Below are 19808 nucleotides of genomic sequence, written 5' to 3' on the forward strand. Positions count from 1 at the left end.
TTTGGTTGTGAATTATTTATAATTAATAATATAAATATAGTTTGTTTTTATTTATAACGCATTTTAATTTAGTAAGAAAAGGATAATTATGAAAAATAGTAGTCTTGCTCTGGTCGTAGCTTTATGTTCACCTTTGGCGTACGCATTTGATGCAAATATTGTGTCGATCACTGATAGTAGGTTTGGCGCTGTTGCAAATGATAATATTGATGATTCCGCGCAAATCCAAGCTGCGATCAATTATGCAGTTAGCAACAATAAGAGTGTGTATATACCAGCCGGTACTTTCAATGTCTCGAAAACACTGGATATCACACAGCTTAAAGGCAACCATAACTCGAGAATAAAAATATTTGGCGAAAAGAGAGAACTTTCAACACTTGAGACATCTTCTGATATTAGTTTGATCAAAGTTGCACATGGAGTAGAGTTGCATGATTTAAGCCTACGTCAAAGTGCAGGTTATACACAAGGTAAAGCAATAGATATTCCTTTTGCCAGTTATCAATCAAATTTCTCTAAATTGAATATTAGTGGTTTTGATAAAGGGATTTATGGAAAGTGGATTATCTGGAGCCGTTTTGAAGATCTATTTATTGCCAATGTCAATGTGGGTATTGAACTACATGGCAACGGTCAAGCACCTGCCTATTGGAATTTAGAGCCTGGTGGTTGGTTTAATAATGTGAACGTTTTTGATAATGTCTATGTTGAAAAATCAGATACAGGTTTAAAGCTAGCTGCCATGGGCAGTAATATTACAAACTCAACGGTCCAAAATTCTAGGGTGGGTGTCGAGATATATGGCCCAGCAGAGCATTATACTTGGAATAACCAAATTAGTAACTTCTATGCTGAGGGTGTTCAAACAGTCTTTAAAGTGAAAAACTCTCGCTCTCTAGACATTAATGGTGTTTTTGCACAAGGTGGAAAAAGCTCGAGCCGAGCAACAGCAGTGATTGATGCTGAAAATGGTGGTGTGATTACAATTAAAGGTATGACAGGGCAAGACTGGTGGACACATAGTGCCATTCTCAAAAACACGTACCTGAACGGGCATGTAGTTGCAATTGGTGGTACAGCAAGCTTAGATGCTAATTCAACATATTCGAATGGCCAAAGTAAACAAACCGCAGCCATTGCGTTACCAGCAAATAGTAGCTGGGTTGCATTACCTGACAGTGTATCGATTGCAGGCAATAGTACCTATAGAGTCACTATTTCAGGCCTCAGAGATGGCTATGAGCCTGTGCTAGAAGAGTATACAATTTTCAATTGGAATGGCGTTAGCCGATATGGAAAAATTTCACATAAATCAGGTAATGGCCGCGTAAAGTTTAAGGTTGAATCGGGCAAAATATTTGCGCAACTAGCCTATAATGGCGGTGGTGGTCTCGCTGGTGGAAAAGTCACAGTTGAAAAGCTACATTAATTACACATAAATACTAAAAGGTGAGCTAGGCTCACCTTTTTTGATATCTCTCAATCAACAACTTCTATGTTATTTATTCCTACCTAAAATCAATAGTTAGCTAAAGAATGTTTGTAGATATATTTAGCGGTATTTTAATTCATTTGGTAACTCTCGGAGCGAATAGGCTTTAAATTCTAGTAGTTAATTCTTAATTTTTCTGACATCCAATTGTTACTTAATACAGGTAGGTTTCCTTTTATCGAACAATAATAAAAGGAGATTAGCAATGGCATTAAAACAACGTTTGTTGGTTCGCAGCTTAATTGCAGCTACAATTTTTACTACTTGCTATATTGGTTTTAATTCCTTCTTTTCAGGCGAAGACCTGACTGACATAAATAATAAAATACCAAATGATATTGAGTTGCCAAAAACAGTCACAGATCAGACGTTTGAATTAAACAATGGGGTGGATGATCAAAAAAGGATTATCCAAAGTACCGCCAAAAATGAGTTACCAAATAAACCTGTAACGGCAAATGATATCTTTGAGGAAGTTCTTGTAGAGCTGAAGAGTAAGCTCAGATCGAGCAACGAACCATTGCGCCACCCGATTATGGGCCCAAATAAGGCGAATGAAAGTTTACGTACACAGCTATTGTTAGCAATGGAACAAGAGCCAGACCTCGTTGACGATTTGCTAGTAGAATTCTTGAACGCGCCAAATAGTTTACTGGGCCGTGAGCTAAGCTCAGTATTATCACAATCAGCGCAACCTAAAGTGCAACAAGCCGCGCTGGATCTTGCCTTCGATTTCTCATTATTGGATGAAGAAAGAGCAGCGGGTTTAATCATGGTTTCAAATATGAAACAAATCGATGGTCGTACTCGAGACCGGATATTAGAGCATATTGACTCACGGAGTGAGCTGACATCCGATATGCAGCAATTCTCTTTGATGGCATTGAAGCCAGCCCCTAGCTCCGAAGAAGACTATACACGCGTGCACGCAACACTCAGTAGAACAATGTTAACAGAAGATGGGGATGTACGTCGCCATAGCGTCTATCAAATGGCTCAGTGGGCTACGAAAGATAGTGATCTAGTACCTGTGCGCGAAATCGCTTTAAACGATCCTGACATAAACACACGAGCTCGAGCAATTATGTCAATCGCAGATAGCAAAATGAAATCTAAAAACAATCGCCAAGTGCTTTGGCTAGTTGCAAACAATTCTGGCGAACCTCCAGCGCTTAGAACATATGCGTTGAAGTCACTGAGCTCGTATACTTTATCAAGTGACGAGTTGGCGAATCTAAAGGTGTTGAAAAGTCAAATTGCAGCCAAGCCTAACTAGGTGGGTATGGCCAGTTAAGGCCCCTGCATCTTAGCAAACGAATTTGAAAAGTGATCTTCAAATAAACAAAAAAGCAGTAACCAATAAATCATTCAACTAAGGAAAAAAAATGAAAACATTAAAACTGTCTGTTTTTGCTAGCACATTAGTTATCGCAATGTCATTTGCCAACGCTGCACATGCAGCGAGAACTACATATGGTACAGCTGGAGACGATATTTTATACGGCGCATCTGGCAAAGATATTATTTATGGTTATGACGGTAATGACAAGTTGTATGGAAGCTCAGGATCAGACATTTTGTATGGTGGTAATGGAAATGACAAACTATATGGTTCTACAGGTTCTGACAAACTATACGGTGGTAATGGCAATGACTACCTAGAAGGTTTTACTGGCAGTGATAAATATTATGCAGGTTCTGGTTCTGACGTATGTTACAACTTAACTGGCACGCCGTACTACAGCTCTTGCGAAACAATTAAGCGCTAATTTAAGCGAGAACCAACGGAGAGACAGGGCCCACACAATACACCAAAGATTGGCAATGTGTGAGTTTTGCTCTCCTCTAGTTTTTATATTATAGCTGCACTGAGCTCATTTCTGTTGCTAGCCAATCAGTAAACACTCTCAATCTCGCTAGCCTTGGACTATTAGGGTCGTATACAAAGTATCTTTTTACCGTATTTGGATGTGGCATATTATACAGAATCGATAGCTCACCATTATCAAGTTGACGTTGACATAAGTAAGGTACAGCTAGCGTGATACCATGACCGCTGCAAACTGCGCTTAAAGCGATGTCTGTAGAGTTCACTTTGGTCCACAAGTTATATTCTTCAATCCCGCAAACTCCAACGTTCTCGAACCAGCTTTGCCAGTCATATGGGCCCGGATTTTCAAGTGTAACCAGTCGCTGTGACAGCAAGGTATGTGGGTCTTGCGAGGACAGCTCAGCTGCAAGTTGGCTAGAACAAATTGGGTAAACATGTGACTCACCGAACATTTCACAAGCTAAATTGCTGGGCGTATTTTGCTCCACATTGGCGCCAAATCTAATTGCTAAGTCTAGGTGGTTCTGCTTTAAGTCGACAAACTCAGCTGATGATGACACGTTGATTTGAATGTTGGGATATTGCTCTGTAAACGATTGAAGCCTTGGCATAAGCCACAATGCGATAAATGCTTGGGTAGACGTAATTGTAAGTTCACCGTCTATCTCTTCTCGCTGTAGCTGATTGAGGCCTTGATTTAAAATGGAAAGACCATGTTGCGCGTGTTGATAAAGTACCTCACCTTGCTGGCTTAGCAGCATTTGTTTGCCTTTTCGTACAAACAAACGTGTATTGAGTAAGCTTTCTAACTGGCGCATTTGCTGGCTAACGGCTGCTTGTGAAATACATAACTCTTGGGCTGCGAGGCTGTAACTGTTGTATCTTGCCGCGCACTCGAAGGTCACAAGCAAATTAATATTTTTAAACACAGTAATTGAGTTTCTATCCTTTGATTCACCAATTATAAGCAAAACTTATATTAAAAGTCGATTTTCATCGTTGGTGTTTGTAAACAGTTATGAAGAAAATAGTTCCATTGAAACTAAAATTCCAACGATAAAGGAAAAATAATGAGTAACTTTGAAACATTTCATCAGCAAACACAGCCACTATTACTTGCAAATGTTTGGGACGCAGAAAGCGCGAAGCTTGCAAAATTGGCAGGGTACCAGGCAATAGGTACCTCAAGCGCCGCAATTGCGAGTGTGCTAGGGTATGAAGATGGTGAAAAAATGCCTTTCGAAGAACTTTTATTCATGGTTAAAAGAATTGTCGAGTCCTGCCCATTACCATTGAGTGTTGATATCGAGTCAGGTTATAGCAATGACTCAAAAAAGATTGTTAGGCACATTCAGCAGCTAGCCGAGCTCGGAGTAGTGGGTGTTAACATTGAAGATAGCAAGGTGGAAAAAACAAGACGTCTAGCTGATAAATGTGCATTTTCTGAAGTATTGAAAGAAATTACAGATGAGCTAAAACGAAGAAGTACTTCTGTATTTATAAATGTGCGCTGCGATGCATTTTTACTTAATCTTACGAATGCAAGAGAAGAAGCCGTGGAGCGAGCCAAGCTTTATGAGAAAGCAGGGGCTGGAGGTTTATTCTTCCCTTGTGTGACAGCCAAGGCTGATATTGCTGAGTTAGTGAAATCAACAACTCTTCCTATTAATGTGATGGCTATGCCTGATTTACCCGATACAAATTCCCTTTCACTGTTGGGTGTTAAACGTATCAGTATGGGGAATTTCGCGCATATATTGGTTAATCAGCAATTAGAAAGCACTTTAAAAGAAATTAGAGAGCAGGGCAGCTGCGACAGTTTATTCGCGTAACATGTAGTTCAATTTAAAGTAAAGCGATGCTATTAATAAGCTTGTTTGAATGATATATATGATGGAGCCTTAAATGGCTAAGATAATAAGAAATAAAAAAGGAGTCACATATGCGCTTATTACCTTGTATATTTATGGTGGCCATTTCATTTAATAGTGTTGCTTCTTCACCTCAACAAACCGTTGCAGATCTTTGGCAGGCGTTGTCACATGATAAAAACAGTAAACCAAATATCAATAAGCTAAAACAGCTGTTACATCCCGAGGCAAAGGTATTTGGTATTCACTTCAAAAATGAAAAACACAGCTTAATGGCCAAGTCAGGCGGCGAGTTTATAGAGTTACTGGACAAAGCCTCCAAAAGGGGGTTTTATGAATGCGAAATTGTACGAAATGCCAAGGTGTATGATCATTTTGCCCATGTGTATAGCGTAGTTGAAACACGCTTCGATATGATACACAAGCAACCTGCGTTCACAGGTGTAAACAGCATTCAGCTGATCAAATCTGATGGTCGTTGGCAAATCATTTCTCTATATTACCAAGTAGAAAATCCAAACAAGGGCATTCCTTTAGAGGGCGGAATATCTGGTCGTTGCCTGTAAAAACGATAATAAATTGAGTAGTATCGATTGCTCTTAAAACTTCGATTCTACTCGCTAATAATTCTGAATAAAGTCTTCCTAAAATTAGTCACTGCCTGCCTTTTTTGTAATTATTTCTTAGTTCTAAGTATGAGCTTTGAGTTTGATTGGCTATTTATCGAACATTATAAATGTGACTGTAAAAAAGCTGAAGTTCGTTACAGATTTACATCGCTCCTTTCAAGATTCACTATTAAATTTCTTATTTTTGTAACTAAAATCCCCCAGTTTTAATTTATTTGTGATTAAAAGTTGTTTGTTATGTTGTTTTTTGAATAAAATAATCGGGACAAGAGAACTAATATAGGGATTAATACTTGTGTTTTTTTTAGAGGAGTCGTTTAGCCAGATTAAAACTAAACGAATAAGTGCATTGTTGTTCGGCTGTCTCGCGTTAACAGCCTGTGGAGGAGGCTCTGGAGACTCAAACGATGCTAGTAAAGGAAGTGAGAAAAAAGCCAATAATATACCGACAGTGGTGGTAACTGGGGATACTCAAATACTCGAACAAACTCAGTTTAAACTAGTTGGTAATGCACAAGATGATGGAGACATTTCGAAGTATCAGTGGAAACACAACAGTGATCTAGAGATTGATATAACGGATTATAACAACTCGGAATTAAAAGCTTTTGGTGCAGATATCAGTGTACCTCACAACGTGACCTTCACTCTGACGGTTACCGATGATAATGGTGCTACCGCATCAGCGGAGCATCTAGTAACGTTTTTACCAATTCCTACAATCACAATACAAGGTGAAACTAAGCTCGAGGAGTCTGAGGCCTTCACCCTAGTGGGTAAAATTGAGGAGCCCGCGGTAAATATTCGTAGTTATCAATGGACGCATGACTCATCGCTAGAGCTAACGGTCACGGGTGCAAGCACACCGTCTATCAATGTGGAGGGTATAGATATTGGTGAAGCACAAAAAATAACTTTTACGCTAATTGTAACTGATGATTATGATAATCAATTTAAGCAATCACATACGGTTCACATTGAACCAACTATAAACTTGCCACCAAGTGTAAGTATTGAAGGGCCTTCTTTTTCGGCGGATCAGAGTGAGCTGAAACTAGTTGCAACGGCTATTGATCCAGAGGGACAAAAGGTTGATTTTGCTTGGGCACATGACTCAAACTTGGCACTTAACATGCAGGCCAATGAAGGTGGTACGTTAATCGTATCTATTCCAGAAATAGAAATACAATCCAAGGTGACTTTTACCGTAACAGCTACGGATGAATTTGGTGTAAGCGCGAGTAATACGCATTCATTGTCAATCATACCGAGGCCAAATGATATTCCATCGGTGTTGATTCAAGGCCCGAAAACGGTGGAGGAAGGTCTGGAAATCAAGCTAGAGGGTCAAGCTACAGATAGCGATGGGTTTATCGCGAGCTATCAATGGGCTATCGATGACAGGCTAAATGCGCCTGTTTTAGATTTGCAATCGAAGAATCTGACCATCCAAACTACTGATATTCAAGAAGACTTAGACGTTATTTTTACTTTGGAGGTTATGGACAATGAAGGAGCAACCTCAACAGCTCATCACTCGGTAATTATTACTGCAAAAGAGAATGTAACACCGACTGTGAACGTTGAAGGGCCTGCGAGTATAACAGAACAAACGCTATTTACTCTGTCAGCAACAGCTTCAGATGAAGATGGCCAAATTGTAAGTTACCAATGGACATATGAATCGCCTGTACCTATTAGTGTAAGTGACACTTCGCAAACTGAGCTACAAGTTTCAGGAGTGAGTATTGACGAAGATACTGAAATTAAGTTCTTTGTGACGGTGACGGATAACCAAGGCGCTAGTGTTACTGAACAACACAATATAACGATTTTAGCCTTACCGAATGTGCCCCCAGAGGTCAATATTGTTGCTAGTAACGCGTTGTTGGAAGAGCGTTCATCGTTCACTTTAAATGCCCATGCTGTGGACTCTGATGGCCAAATAGAAACTTATCTATGGCAGCATAACTCTGGGCTAGATCTTAAATTGTCTGGAGAGAATGGTGCATTATTGCAGGTTGAAGTACCCGATATTAGAGAAGATCAAGAGATTACATTTTCTGTGACGGTTACAGACCACCAAGGTGGAAAGACTTCTGAGTCATTTACAGCAACCATCGCGCATTTAAGAGCGACTGCAACAATTAAAGGTAAAGTGACAGATGCACCAATTGCTCATGCACGGGTGCAATTACATATTGGTTCTCATGTCTATAATGCAGTTGCTGATGAGTCGGGAGCTTATGTGATCAACGTTAATGTTGATGAATCTGAAAAAGACAATTTAGTCAGATTATCAGCTCAGGGAGTGGGAGCACAAACTAACGTCGCACTTGTTTCACAGCTTGGGGAGCTTTCAAGCATTGTAGAAGTAGCAGGTGAAGAGGGTGAGGTTGATGCGAATGAGTACTTTGGTATTAATATCACGAATGTAACAACTGCTGATTTTGCACTCTTAAAAGAAAGTGGTCTCAATTATTCTAATGAAGCGCAATTGAAAGAAGCACGAGCGCACGTTGACGCGGACGAAAAGTTGGAAATAGCGGCATTATTGAAGGCGGTTATTGACCACAATCAGGCTTTACCTGATGGCGTAAACTCGACTTTGGAGCTTGTTGAAAACCTGCGTGAAGCACGCAAAATGCTAAAAGCACTTAAAAAGTCAGATCCTGAATTGGTTGCGAAATTACGAGCAGAAATTAAAGCAGACAAAGATCTGATGAACAAGGCAACTGAGCCGCTACTGGGTACTTACTATGTTAGCGAACGAACTTTGCTGAATGGCTTTGCAGCTGCGCTATCTTTTTCAGAGGATAGAACCGGAGTACTGAAATCCACGCATTCTATTCCATTTAATTGGCGTCACAACGGGACGACTACCGAAATATGGTTAGCTCATGCTTTGCCGCTCTATGGCAAAGGGAAGTTCGATGAGCCAACCTCGAACATATCTAGAATTACAATTGATGCATTTGAAAATAGTAATGGGCGTAAGTCTGCGGAAGTTCGCATGTTCAGCTTAACAGGACAAAGGTTAATCAAGACATTTGACTCAAGTCTAATTTCAGAAAGTTCTAAGCCTACACAACACTTAGCAGACTACTTGGGCCTCTGGTCTTTTAGCTATCAAAGCAAGTTTGCCATAGAGCACAGCCATGCAATCGAATTCTTTGACAATGGTGTGGCCAGTATTACATCAAACTTAAACCCTATGACGATTCCTTGGGGGATTGAAAATCATGAGATGGTATTTTCTCCAGACTCAGGTGATTTCAAAGTCAAACTTGTCAGAAATTTACCTTTTGGGAAACTGCTATTTCTCGAACATTCATATCAGAATGAGTCGAGTATTGTTCCTGCTTTAATGGTAAAGCATCAGGGGATAAGCTTTAACGATATTGACTATCAGAAAACTTGGACGCCAATTGAAACAAAAAGAGCTGCAGCATCATTCAAAGTTGATGAGAATAACAATTTTAATTATCTCTGGAAGCATGCAGAGCTTGCCCAAAACATTGACGGTAAGTTAGTTCGTTATACTTACACTTTAGATAAAAAAGAAGTCGACTATTGTAATGTTTCTCTGCCAAATTGTGAGGTGGCGCTTATCCAGCAACTGAAGCTGTTGGCCATTCATGGCGATAAAATCGCTGTTGAATATGGCGTAATCGATAGCTTTACAGTTGACGATACGATGTTAAATACCGAAATTATGCTTTTTGAGCTCAGTGATGATGTGCTTGAACAGTCAAATGTTTATCAGTCTTTTAGTGAGAGAGACAGGTACCAATACGCTTTTGATAGCCACGCTGATTTTTACGCGCAATCAGATGCTGGTGTCATACATTTAGCCAGATTTACACGGTGTACTGGGGAGCAGCCTCAACGAGTGTGCCAAGAAGCTGTGAAGATCGACGGTCAGGACTATTTAATTTCTGCATTGGAAGATCGCATTCTACTTGTGCATATTGATACCAATGAACGCTCTTATCTACAGTTTATAGATTCGGATGAGTCAGGTATTGATATTTGTCACTTCAGAGAAGGTCAAGTTTGTTCGAATGAGAATACACGATACTTTACTAAAGCGCGTCCAAATCTAGATATTAGTATAACCATACAAGGTCAAGGTGAGGTTAAATCTTCGAGCACAAATTACGCCTATGGTGCAAGTTTCAGCTTAGAAGTAGAACCTGCAGTTGGCCATGAGCTCGACCGCATAGAAGGTTGTAATGGTGTGCTACAAACAGATGCGTTTTCGAAACCAGTGTTTTCTGTGTTTGAGCCTAAGCGTGACTGCAAAATTAACGCTGTGTTTGTTAAATCGCCTCCTTATGTGGGCGATGTAGTGTATGTAAACCCTAAAACAGATATCCCGCATAGCTGGCGTCTTAGGTTTGAGAATAAAAGCTTTGGCGAATTTTACTCTCATGACGCGTCCTTTGGTACCAAAATGACTCAGATATCTGAGGACTTATTCAGAGCAAGGTTTGTTGAAGGAGCAGTGCAAGTATCTGCAAACGGCACCAGCCATATTAGCGCTGTCGGGTTTGACTTACATACCGAAGAACACGTAACTAAAATCGTTTGGCGAGCAGTCAATAAGTTCACTAGGGAGGAATATGACCTCGCGCCAATCGAATTGGTTAGAAAAAATGACTTGTCAACTTTGACGGTTAGCACGGAAGAACTCGTCGGTTCTTGGCTTCTTACCCATAATGCGCTCGATAGTAGTCTAGGAAGGTTTTATGGACAAAACTTTAAATTGAAACTCTCACCAGACAACCAAGGTGTGATGGCGGTTATTTCCTTGAACCCATCATTGGCTAATTTCCTCTCAACTACTGAAGTGCCGATATCTTGGAGAATAAATCAATCAGGACACGTGCAGATTTACAATGAGCAGTATAACTTTTCTTTTGATCTAAAAATGATTCAGCGTAGAGGTGATGGCTTCAACTTGGTTGTAGATGATGTAATTGAATCGAAAACATCAGAGTTAAGATTTGTTTGGCCCAGAGTGAGCGCTGGGGCGCTTGTGCAAATGGAAGACAGTGCGTACGACCTCAATGAGCTAGTTGGCAAATGGCGTTATCAATCTGATTTTGGTGCAGAAGGATTTGAGATACATGCGGGTGGAGTATTTAGAAAAGGTAATTTAAATGGTGCTGCTCAAACAAGCTGGTCAGAAAACACCCTGTTAGTTACTGCGTTCATTAACCAAGAAAACGACTTATATGACCCTGCTTGTAAAGCCGGTTTTGAATATTGTTCAGTGGGATTTAGGCGTGAATTTTTGGTGTTATCAAAACAGCAAGATAAATTATATGTTCTAGAGAGACAGCAAAAGTTTAATATCAATACGCCACAAAGCTCAGGGTTATTTGTTGAAGGCTTACGGGTAATTTCATTAGATAGTCGCACCAGCATGTCGCAAGTTGAGCCACACGTAATTTGGGATCCAAACTACAAACATTGGAGAGGCTTTGGGACTGATTACTTGCGCTTGTACGAGAAAACTCCTGAAGGACTAAAACAATGGCGTCTATATCATTCAGACAATCAAGGTTTGAAAATAGATGCTGGCTCATATCCACATTTCGATGCAAAAATAGAGAATGGGAAGCTGACATACCACGAGGGTGGGGCGCCTTACGTACTAGAGATTGTGAGCAGTGACAGCAGTGCAATCTCATTTTGTGAGTATCAATCAGGCAGCACTTGTGATAGCGGTAAGCTGCGTGTAATGCAGTATGAAATTCCTGTCTACACTGTGCAAGTTGAGACAACGGGTGGTGGTCGTGTTGAGCACAATTTACCTAGGTCTTATCAACTGTTTGGCCAACCACTGAGCGTTAACATCAGTCATAGCAGTGACTTGTCGCTTGATAGTATTGGTGGGTGTGGCGTATCTCATTTGAATACAATGGGGAGTACGCACCTGCGTTTTGGCAATGAACATATGACTGAGTCATGCAAACTAAAAGTACATTTTGTAAAAACGCCAGCACTGTTATCAGAGCGGCTTGATATCTCAGAACCGTTCCTAAAAGCATGCGTTGATAATCATCAATCGAGCTATTACATGGAGTATGCTTCTAGTTTAGTTTGTCAAAAAGGGGAAATCGGCGCTCTGACGGACCTTTCTGAATTAAGCAAATTGCAAAGGCTTGAGCGGTTGTCATTGTCCGGTATTGATAGCATAACCGACCTAGCACTAGAACAATTAAACGACATGACTCAGCTTACCAAACTAGACCTTTCTGGTGCTGCAATACAGCATTTGGATTTGTCTAATTTGACTCAACTAGAATCATTGACACTGAGCTTAAAAGAGTTGACTGAAATTAATTTGCCCAAAGGTGGTAAATTAAAATCACTTAACCTTGCAGTAGGTGGTCCAGAACATTTGGATCTAACAGGTCTCTCTAGCCTAGTGGAGGTGAACATTGGTTATAGTACTGTAAAATCCATTGACCTGGGTTTGAGTACTAGTCTTGAAACACTTATCGCGACTAATGCACCGTTAGAATCCATCGTAGGTATATCAGATGAAAATCGCATTAGACGTTTAGGATTAAAAAATACAGCAATTGAGTCACTGAATTTTGGTGTGTTTTCGTTGCTGGAATTTTTGGATGTTTCGGGTAGCAAAATTAGAAATCTAGACCTTTCTTCGTTAAGCCATCTTGTACATTTGCTTGCCATGAATATGCCACTGGAGAATCTATCTATTGATAAAAGCAGCGTAAGAACGCTGAGATTGTCTAATACGAAATTGGCCAATCTAGATCTTACAAATATGGCTGAACTTATTATTGTTTACGCCAATGACAGCACACTTGAGAGTGTCAATTTAGGTAACAACCCTAAACTAAGAGTGTTGCAACTAAAAAACAATAATTTGGACCAGCTTTATATACCAGATAGCACACAAGTAAATGTGGTTGTTGCGTCCGGTAACCGCCTTAAGTCTTTGCAGGTTGACAACGATAACAGCAACATTAGGACTTTGGTCTTATCAAACAACCAAGTGGAGCAGTTTGATATTGGCAATTTTGACAAACTCCGTAGCCTCAATCTATCTGGAAATCCATTAGTCGAAATTACTAAGCCTCAATCGCACCTAATGACTACGTTAGCACTCGACAATACGATGTTAAAAGAATTGGATCTGTCTACATATGATGGGCTGCAAAACCTATCCGTCGATGGAACAGCGTTAACGAGCATTGAACTGGTAGGTACGCTTACATCCTTAAAAGCAAGTAACACGCTTATAAAATCATTAAACTTGAAACCGAGTCATGGGAATTTGTCAATCGAGTTTAGAGGCAATACTTTAGAAGAGATATCTGGAGGTGAGTCTGTGCGAAACGTTAGGCTATTTCTTAGAGACTCTACGGTCACTGACGCCGCATTGGAGCAGTTGAAAAGCTATGCTGGTAAAGTGTTTGCCCTGATATGCGAAGGGGATGAACTTAATACATGTCGGCGAATAAACCCGTAGTTTAGCCAATAAGCAAATTTAAAACCCTTGCGCCAGTTAAATCCGGAGCAGGGGTTTTTTATATCCGCAGTTGAGCCTTGTCTATCTCTATCGTTATGCGTTACTTTTGAAAACAGTGTGATTTTTATCCGACAATACAAGGAGGAAAGATGGATTACATTTTAAGGACAGCCAAAGACGAAGATATTCCAGCTTTGAGGGAAATTATTGAAGCGTCTGCGCGAGGGCTTTCTACTCAATTCTATTCATCTAAACAAATTGAACTTGCGTTACAAGGTGCACTAGGGGTCGATTCTCAGTTAATAGAAGACAGAACTTACTTTTGCATTGAAGTAAAAGGCGAAATAGTTGCCTGTGGAGGTTGGAGCTACCGCTCAACACTCTTTGGGAGTGATTCAGAGCAAAGTCGTAATGCAACTAAGTTGGATCCAAATACTCAAGCGGCAAAAGTAAGGGCCTTTTTTGTTAAACCAAATTATGCTCGTAAGGGGTTGGGGACACTTCTAATGGAAAAATGCGAAGCAGAAGCCATACACAAGGGTTATCGCAAATTAGAGCTCATGGCGACATTACCAGGTGTTAAGCTCTATGAGCAGCATGGGTTTAGTGGACAAGAAACCGTGGAATATAGTTTGAGCGATGACATGACCATTACTTTTGTGCCAATGGCCAAGCAGTTATAGAGGTTTTAACCGTTTATACTTTTGAACATGCCGTTCATGTTATTTGTAACCTGAATTGATTGAATAAAATATTTAGATTGAGCATAGTCAGCACTCAGGTTACAAAGTTATAAAGGATGCGCTTCCCTTAAAGGAAATAAGGCATATAGAGCTAATGTATGTCATTTCTTTGTGTCATTTTAACGATTTAGAATTGATGTAAAAGGTTCTAACATGCTAAATATGTCACGTGCGGTTTTTCCGCTGTTAATTGCTTCTACTGCTTATTCATCTCTTGCTGTTGCGAACAATTGTTCTGGTGAGTTGTATTCCATCAACTCTGGTCGAGGTGCTCCCGGTGTCTTGTTTAGTCTGCAAGAGCAAGAAAAGTCTGCCAAAGCCGTTTCTATGGCTGAGTTTAGTTCTGCAGCAATGGCATACGATTCAAGCCTCAATCGCATGTACTATGCGTCTTCTCCTATACCATTTGAATATAAAGTCGACCTCAGTGCTCTCAACGCGGCACCTGAAGTACTGGCACAAATACCCGTACAGGGCGAGCGATTTAAATACACGCGTTTAGCCTACTATGATTTTGCAAGCCAAGAACATCATGTAGTAGATAGAACTAAATCTGTCATTGGTATGGTATACGATGAACAACATGATGTGTTAATCGCAAATAGTTATACAGATCTTTATGAAATAAATAAAACTACGGGCGAAGCGACCAAACTTATGCACTTTGGCGGTGTTGATGGACAATACAGAGGCGATTTAGTTTTTTATCAAGGTGACTTGTACTTGGTCTCTTCAACATCTGTATATTTGGTTGATAGATCAGAGCCTAACGACTATAAGTTGGTCAAGCAAGCAGATCACAACCTATTGGCTGTGACTGGGGCTACTGTTGCACAAAACGGTGATGTATTAGTGAGTCGCACGGTGATCAATGATCACGGCCACAAAAACCAATCTGAGTTGTACAAAGTGAACATGCAAACAGGGGGAACTTGCTTAGTATCGACGTTGCCGCTGCGTATTAACGATTTAGCAACCAATACAGGCGCTTCAGTTGCTTGCTATCAGGCGGATCCTTGTGCATTAGATAACGAGATCACGATGGTATCAGACTCTATCGTGAAAAATCTTGATCACCTATGGCAATTTCACTCTACCAGTAACGCTAACTTTTTTGCACCAGCTATATTTACCTCGGCACCGAGCTTTAACGGCAGCCACGGTGGTGTGAATCGGGTCAAGAATGTAACTCCAACGGGCTTTGAAGTTGCCTTCAAAGAATGGAACTATTTAGATCAGGTACACCCACATAAAGAATCATTTGATTATATGGCACTTGAGCAAGGCCGATATACAATGGCTGATGGCACAGTTATCGAAGTAGGTAGTTTTGAACTGAACGACACTAAAGTGTTTAAGCAAACAAACTTTAGCCAAAACTTTGACAGCGCTCCTTATGTTTTTGTTCAGGTCCAAACGTTTAATGGGGGGCATACTATTGCCACGCGTGTAAAAGATATTACCACACAAGGATTCAAAGCTGCGTTTTATGAGCAAGATTCCCTCAATGAAGGTCACGTAATCGAAACCGTTTCTTATATTGCGATTGTACCAGGCAACGGCTCTACAGGGACAATTGAAACACAATCAGGCAGTCCTTCATATGCGCTGTTCAGTGCCGATATTAACCACACTGGTGGACAAATTGGAGAGCACTATTATTTGCTTGTTGAAGAAACGTCTAAAGACAAAGAGCTTAACCATACTTTTGAAACTGTTCATGTTATGGACATAGGCGGAGTGAGCTTAGTCCAGCAAGTAAGTAGTAATGGTGATGATAACTTAAGCATCAGACGCAAAGATTGATCAACCCTTGGACATCTGTCTCGGCCCTCAATTGAGGGCCTTTTTTATATGCCCCTTTTTGTCATCTGACCTCTGAATTTACCTATATTGTGGCCTAAATAATGCATAGAAATCTAAATCGCTTTTTAGTGTTAGCACCGCTAGTTGTTTTTGTAGTGTTTTAAACATAGAAAGGTTTAAACGTTCAAATACACATTAAAAAGCAAGAGGTTTTGGTACTTATTGACTAGGTAAAAAGTCTCATATTGCGTATTTTGCTAAAGAAATCACGCATTTTCACGATAAATTTAGTAATAATAGTGACTTGTCCGGTTTTTGCATGAACCATGTTTACAATCATTCATAATTGGCGCTAAAAGCAGCCATTTTTGACTTAACATTATATGGTCGTTGTGCTGAAATGAGGACAGTTGCATAAAAACATGTAAAAAATGCAAGAGTATTTGGGAAGGAAGTGATGTCTTTGTTTCATTTTGATGAGGAGTCTGGGTATGTTTCTGTAAAGGAACATCCTGCGCATTCGGGGTTTCCCGCGAGTGCAGCACAGCTTGTTGAGCTGCTGGAGCAATCTCCTTATGCTGACTTTGATGTCATTCACGCCAACATTGGTCAATTGTTTTCACCGTCTGATGATAGAGAAAAAGATTTACTGATTGTTGCAAGAGCGGTTGATGCTTCCGTGATGATCCACGTTGAAGAAAATAACATGTTGGCCGAAGCTCGGTTAACAACAGCGAGAGGTGGCAAGCTTGTATCGATTGATGATGCAAGAGCTGCCCTAACAAGTGCTGGCGTGGTTAAGGGGATAAACGAAAGAGCATTAGATACATTTTTAGGGCAACAATTTGAACAACCCCCTGGGAGTGTTTATTCTGGTATTGTAGCGCATGGTGTAAGAGCTAAAGATGGCACTGATGCGAGATTTGTCCGTTTGTGTATGACAGCACAAGACAGGGTTTTGAGTCCACAAGAAAAGTCTGGTGGCAAAGTGGATATGCGCGATTTAGGCGCAATCATTACAGTTAAGCCAGGTAGCCCGTTGATGAAACGTGTACCACCGACTCCGGGGGAGCAAGGTTTCTCCGTATTTGGCGACATTCTTGAGCCAAAGCCTGGCAGAGACATGACTTTGCAAGTATCTGAGGGGACTAAGATCAGTCCCGAGGATCCAAATTTATTAATTGCTTGCGCCAAGGGCGTACCAGTGGCCGTTCCGCGCGGTATGAGAGTCGATGACATATTGTGCTATGACAATGTGGACGTAACGACTGGCCACATTGAATTTGATGGCAGTGTTGTTGTAAGTGGCGATGTTAAAGATGGCATGAAGATAAAAGCCACTGGTGATATCACGGTTATTGGTTTTGTCGAATCGGCCCACTTGGAAAGTGAAAGCGCTGTTACAGTGATGCTAGGGGCAATAGGCAGAAAGCGTATTGAAGGAGAGGACTTCTCTTGTATTATCAAGGCTAAACGAACAATCTCTGTAGGATATGGACAATATTGCCATATTGAATCTGAACAAGATCTGTTTATTGAGCGTCAAGCACTGCATTGTGATTTAAAGTCTAAGCGATTAATTCGAGTTGGCAAGGGTGACACACCGAGAGGTAAATTGATCGGTGGCAATGTTTATAACGCAATGCGTATCGAAGCTGGTGAAGTCGGTGCACCTTCTGGAACTCGCACTAGGATTGTACTGGCTCAAGATTGGTATGATTTAAAGAAAAAAGAAAGCGAGTTTAAAAATCTTGATAAGCTTTTATCTGACAAACTATTGGCAATAAAACGTGCTCAAATCAAGGCCAGAAAAACCAAAGCTTCTGAAAAGCGTGATGCTTATTTGAAGAAATTGGAAGTTACAGAGAAGCGCTTAGACACGCATTACCAGCGTAATGTTAGAAATAGCAAACTAGTAGCTCAAAAGCTACGTCGTCTAGTCAAATTAAGCCGTGTGAAGGTAAATGAATTAATGCACCCGGGCATCGAATTGACAATTGCAAAAGATAGCCGTTCTTTCTCAAGGATTTATCCCCCTCATTTAGTCAAATTAGACGAGGGTAAAATTACTCAAGAGTTTAGTAATTAGCATTGAAAACTTAATAAAAAAGCAGCTTAGGCTGCTTTTTTAGTTTGATAATTCAATTATTGCTACTCGGCGTCTGATGCTTGCGCTTCAGTTTCAGCCAGCGGCCAGCCACCCAATGCCTGCCACTTGTTTACAATAAAACAGAATAATTCTGCCGTACGCTCAGTGTCGTAGAGCGCAGAGTGTGCTTGTGAGTTGTCAAATTCAATCCCGGCAGCTCTACAAGCTTTAGCTAGTACAGTTTGCCCCAGTGCAAGGCCCGCAAGGGAAGTGGTATCAAAACTCACAAAAGGGTGAAAAGGAGTGCGTTTGATATTGTTACGCTCAATGGCCGCATTCAAAAAGCCATGATCAAAAGCTGCGTTGTGGGCGACGATAACAGAGCGTTGGCAACCTGCATCTTTTTGCGCTTTTCTAACTGCTTTACAGATTTCTTTTATTGCTTCAGCTTCTTCTACTGCACCTCTTAAAGGCGAGAAAGGATCGATGCCATTAAACTCGATCGCGGATTGTTCGATATTTGCTCCCTCAAATGGCGCTACGTGAAAGTGCAGTGTTTTATCGATACTGAGTTCACCCTCGATATTCATTTTTAACATGCTGACAGCGATCTCCAATAGGGCATCTGTGTCTTTATTGAATCCTGCTGTTTCGACATCGATTACAACGGGGAAAAAGCCGCGAAAGCGCTTTGCGAATAGGGTTTGCTCTTGTTCTGCCATGATCTACTTGGTTTTCTAAATCTAGGCGCCCATTATACTGATCGTGCGCCAAGATGCTAATTGGTATAAGCTAATAACTAACTATTTTTATTTTAGATAGTATTTTTGACGCCCTAAGGCGGTACGTTAATTGCTTAATAAATGCAGTAGGTAAATTCAGGTCTGTGTTTTCTGCCTGAAAATTCACCAATCGGCTTGAGGTAAGAAAAAGTGAAGTGTAATTTCAACATACTAGTGGCAACAATCATGATATCGGTTGTTTGGCCCGTGCACAGTGCGATGCGGCAATATAGTGCCTCTGTTGATAGCTCCAAATGGATGGTGGATCGAACAACTCGTTTGTCATGCACTTTATCGCACGACGTTCCTTACTATGGTGAGGCAATTTTTAGTGCATCAGCTAGCAAAAATAAAGATCTAACCTTTAACCTTGATATGGTTATCAGGCCTGAAAGTTATGACTTCGCCGGCCTTGAGTCTGTGCCGCCTAGTTGGAGAGCAGGTATGCCAGCTAGGAGTATGGGAAAAATGTCACTATTGAAAAAGTTTGATGGTGAATTGAATAACCCGATTGCCTGGGAAATGTTAACTGAGCTAGAAAAAGGTTATCAACCCACATTTTACTATCAGGACTGGAACAATAAGCACGATCAAATATCAGTGTCTTTGTCCTCCGTTAACTTTAAAAAGTCATATTGGGAGTTTTTGCAATGCCGAGACAACCTGCTTCCATATAGCTTTGAGGATATTGCATTTGTTGTTATGAACTATCGAAAAAACTCAAGTGAGTTAACGCAATCATCACGTAAAAGGCTAGATATGATAGGGGAGTATTTGAACAACGACCCAAATATCGACTCTATTTATATTTCAGCATATTCTGATAGTTATGGTGCTAAAAATGTGAATCTTAACTTGTCTCAAAAAAGAGCAATGGCCATAAAAGAATATATGGCGAGCAAAGGAGTACCAGCGGATAAAATTGTTGCAGATGGTTTTGGCGAAAAGCGCCATGTGGCGATTAACACCACTCCAATAGGAAGAGAAGCTAACCGTCGGGTTATAATCCAGATATCCAAGCCCTAAAGTGGGCTTGGAAAAAAGACTAG

12 protein-coding genes are annotated in these 19808 nt (G+C 40.6%); 10 read left to right on the forward strand and 2 right to left on the reverse strand.

Annotation, left to right across the window (positions count from 1 at the left end; all coding sequences use genetic code 11):
• Positions 1–88: 88 nt before the first annotated feature.
• The 3 genes from N475_RS21125 (at position 89) to N475_RS21135 (ending at position 3264) form a co-directional block, all read left to right on the forward strand.
• Positions 89–1432 (forward strand): glycosyl hydrolase family 28-related protein, encoded by a 1344-nt coding sequence (locus N475_RS21125; RefSeq protein ID WP_063357864.1) that lies wholly within the window; start codon positions 89–91, stop codon positions 1430–1432.
• A 268-nt stretch (positions 1433–1700) separates the two neighbouring features.
• Entirely contained in the window at positions 1701–2771 is a 1071-nt protein-coding gene (locus tag N475_RS21130) for a hypothetical protein (RefSeq protein ID WP_063365912.1), read from the forward strand.
• 109 nt (positions 2772–2880) lie between these two features.
• Positions 2881–3264, forward strand: coding sequence for a calcium-binding protein (locus N475_RS21135; RefSeq protein WP_063357866.1), 384 nt, complete (start codon positions 2881–2883; stop codon positions 3262–3264).
• A gap of 88 nt (positions 3265–3352) precedes the next feature.
• Here the strand turns inward: N475_RS21135 and N475_RS21140 are convergent, their stop codons facing one another.
• Positions 3353–4255 (reverse strand): LysR family transcriptional regulator, encoded by a 903-nt coding sequence (locus N475_RS21140; protein ID WP_063357867.1) that lies wholly within the window; start codon positions 4253–4255, stop codon positions 3353–3355.
• A gap of 141 nt (positions 4256–4396) precedes the next feature.
• Between N475_RS21140 and N475_RS21145 the strand changes: the two genes are divergently transcribed.
• The 6 genes from N475_RS21145 to N475_RS21170 all read left to right on the forward strand — a co-directional run bounded on the left by N475_RS21145 (position 4397) and on the right by N475_RS21170 (position 17977).
• Complete coding sequence (locus tag N475_RS21145; protein WP_063365913.1) at positions 4397–5158, forward strand: isocitrate lyase/PEP mutase family protein; 762 nt, start codon at positions 4397–4399, stop codon at positions 5156–5158.
• Between the two features lie 110 nt (positions 5159–5268).
• Positions 5269–5763 (forward strand): hypothetical protein, encoded by a 495-nt coding sequence (locus N475_RS21150; RefSeq protein WP_063357869.1) that lies wholly within the window; start codon positions 5269–5271, stop codon positions 5761–5763.
• Positions 5764–6121: 358 nt separating this feature from the next.
• On the forward strand, positions 6122–13339 hold the full coding sequence (locus N475_RS21155; RefSeq protein ID WP_063365914.1) for a leucine-rich repeat domain-containing protein: 7218 nt from the start codon (positions 6122–6124) through the stop codon (positions 13337–13339).
• A gap of 149 nt (positions 13340–13488) precedes the next feature.
• Positions 13489–14022: a GNAT family N-acetyltransferase gene (locus tag N475_RS21160; RefSeq protein ID WP_155732612.1), complete on the forward strand. Its 534-nt coding sequence runs from the start codon at positions 13489–13491 to the stop codon at positions 14020–14022.
• 213 nt (positions 14023–14235) lie between these two features.
• Positions 14236–15888, forward strand: a complete 1653-nt coding sequence (locus N475_RS21165) for an H-type lectin domain-containing protein (protein WP_063365915.1) — start codon at positions 14236–14238, stop codon at positions 15886–15888.
• Between the two features lie 457 nt (positions 15889–16345).
• A complete protein-coding gene (locus tag N475_RS21170; protein WP_063357872.1) occupies positions 16346–17977 on the forward strand; it encodes a flagellar assembly protein A in 1632 nt (543 codons plus the stop codon).
• 62 nt (positions 17978–18039) lie between these two features.
• Here N475_RS21170 and rnt read toward each other — a convergent pair whose 3' ends face one another.
• On the reverse strand, positions 18040–18699 hold the full coding sequence (rnt, locus tag N475_RS21175; protein ID WP_063365916.1) for a ribonuclease T: 660 nt from the start codon (positions 18697–18699) through the stop codon (positions 18040–18042).
• A gap of 246 nt (positions 18700–18945) precedes the next feature.
• On the opposite strand from rnt, the gene N475_RS21180 reads away from it, so the two are divergent.
• A complete protein-coding gene (locus N475_RS21180; protein ID WP_081232483.1) occupies positions 18946–19785 on the forward strand; it encodes a flagellar protein MotY in 840 nt (279 codons plus the stop codon).
• Positions 19786–19808: the final 23 nt, after the last annotated feature.

Source organism: Pseudoalteromonas luteoviolacea DSM 6061, from assembly GCF_001625655.1.
GTDB lineage: Bacteria > Pseudomonadota > Gammaproteobacteria > Enterobacterales > Alteromonadaceae > Pseudoalteromonas > Pseudoalteromonas luteoviolacea.

Bases quoted from the DNA above. Each gene is read 5' to 3' on its own strand.
- N475_RS21125 (WP_063357864.1), top strand. From the start codon at position 89: ATGAAAAATAGTAGTCTTGCTCTGGTCGTAGCTTTATGTTCACCTTTG.
- N475_RS21130 (WP_063365912.1), top strand. From the start codon at position 1,701: ATGGCATTAAAACAACGTTTGTTGGTTCGCAGCTTAATTGCAGCTACA.
- N475_RS21135 (WP_063357866.1), top strand. From the start codon at position 2,881: ATGAAAACATTAAAACTGTCTGTTTTTGCTAGCACATTAGTTATCGCA.
- N475_RS21145 (WP_063365913.1), top strand. From the start codon at position 4,397: ATGAGTAACTTTGAAACATTTCATCAGCAAACACAGCCACTATTACTT.
- N475_RS21150 (WP_063357869.1), top strand. From the start codon at position 5,269: ATGCGCTTATTACCTTGTATATTTATGGTGGCCATTTCATTTAATAGT.
- N475_RS21160 (WP_155732612.1), top strand. From the start codon at position 13,489: ATGGATTACATTTTAAGGACAGCCAAAGACGAAGATATTCCAGCTTTG.
- N475_RS21165 (WP_063365915.1), top strand. From the start codon at position 14,236: ATGCTAAATATGTCACGTGCGGTTTTTCCGCTGTTAATTGCTTCTACT.
- N475_RS21170 (WP_063357872.1), top strand. From the start codon at position 16,346: ATGTCTTTGTTTCATTTTGATGAGGAGTCTGGGTATGTTTCTGTAAAG.
- rnt (WP_063365916.1), bottom strand. From the start codon at position 18,699: ATGGCAGAACAAGAGCAAACCCTATTCGCAAAGCGCTTTCGCGGCTTT.
- N475_RS21180 (WP_081232483.1), top strand. From the start codon at position 18,946: ATGATATCGGTTGTTTGGCCCGTGCACAGTGCGATGCGGCAATATAGT.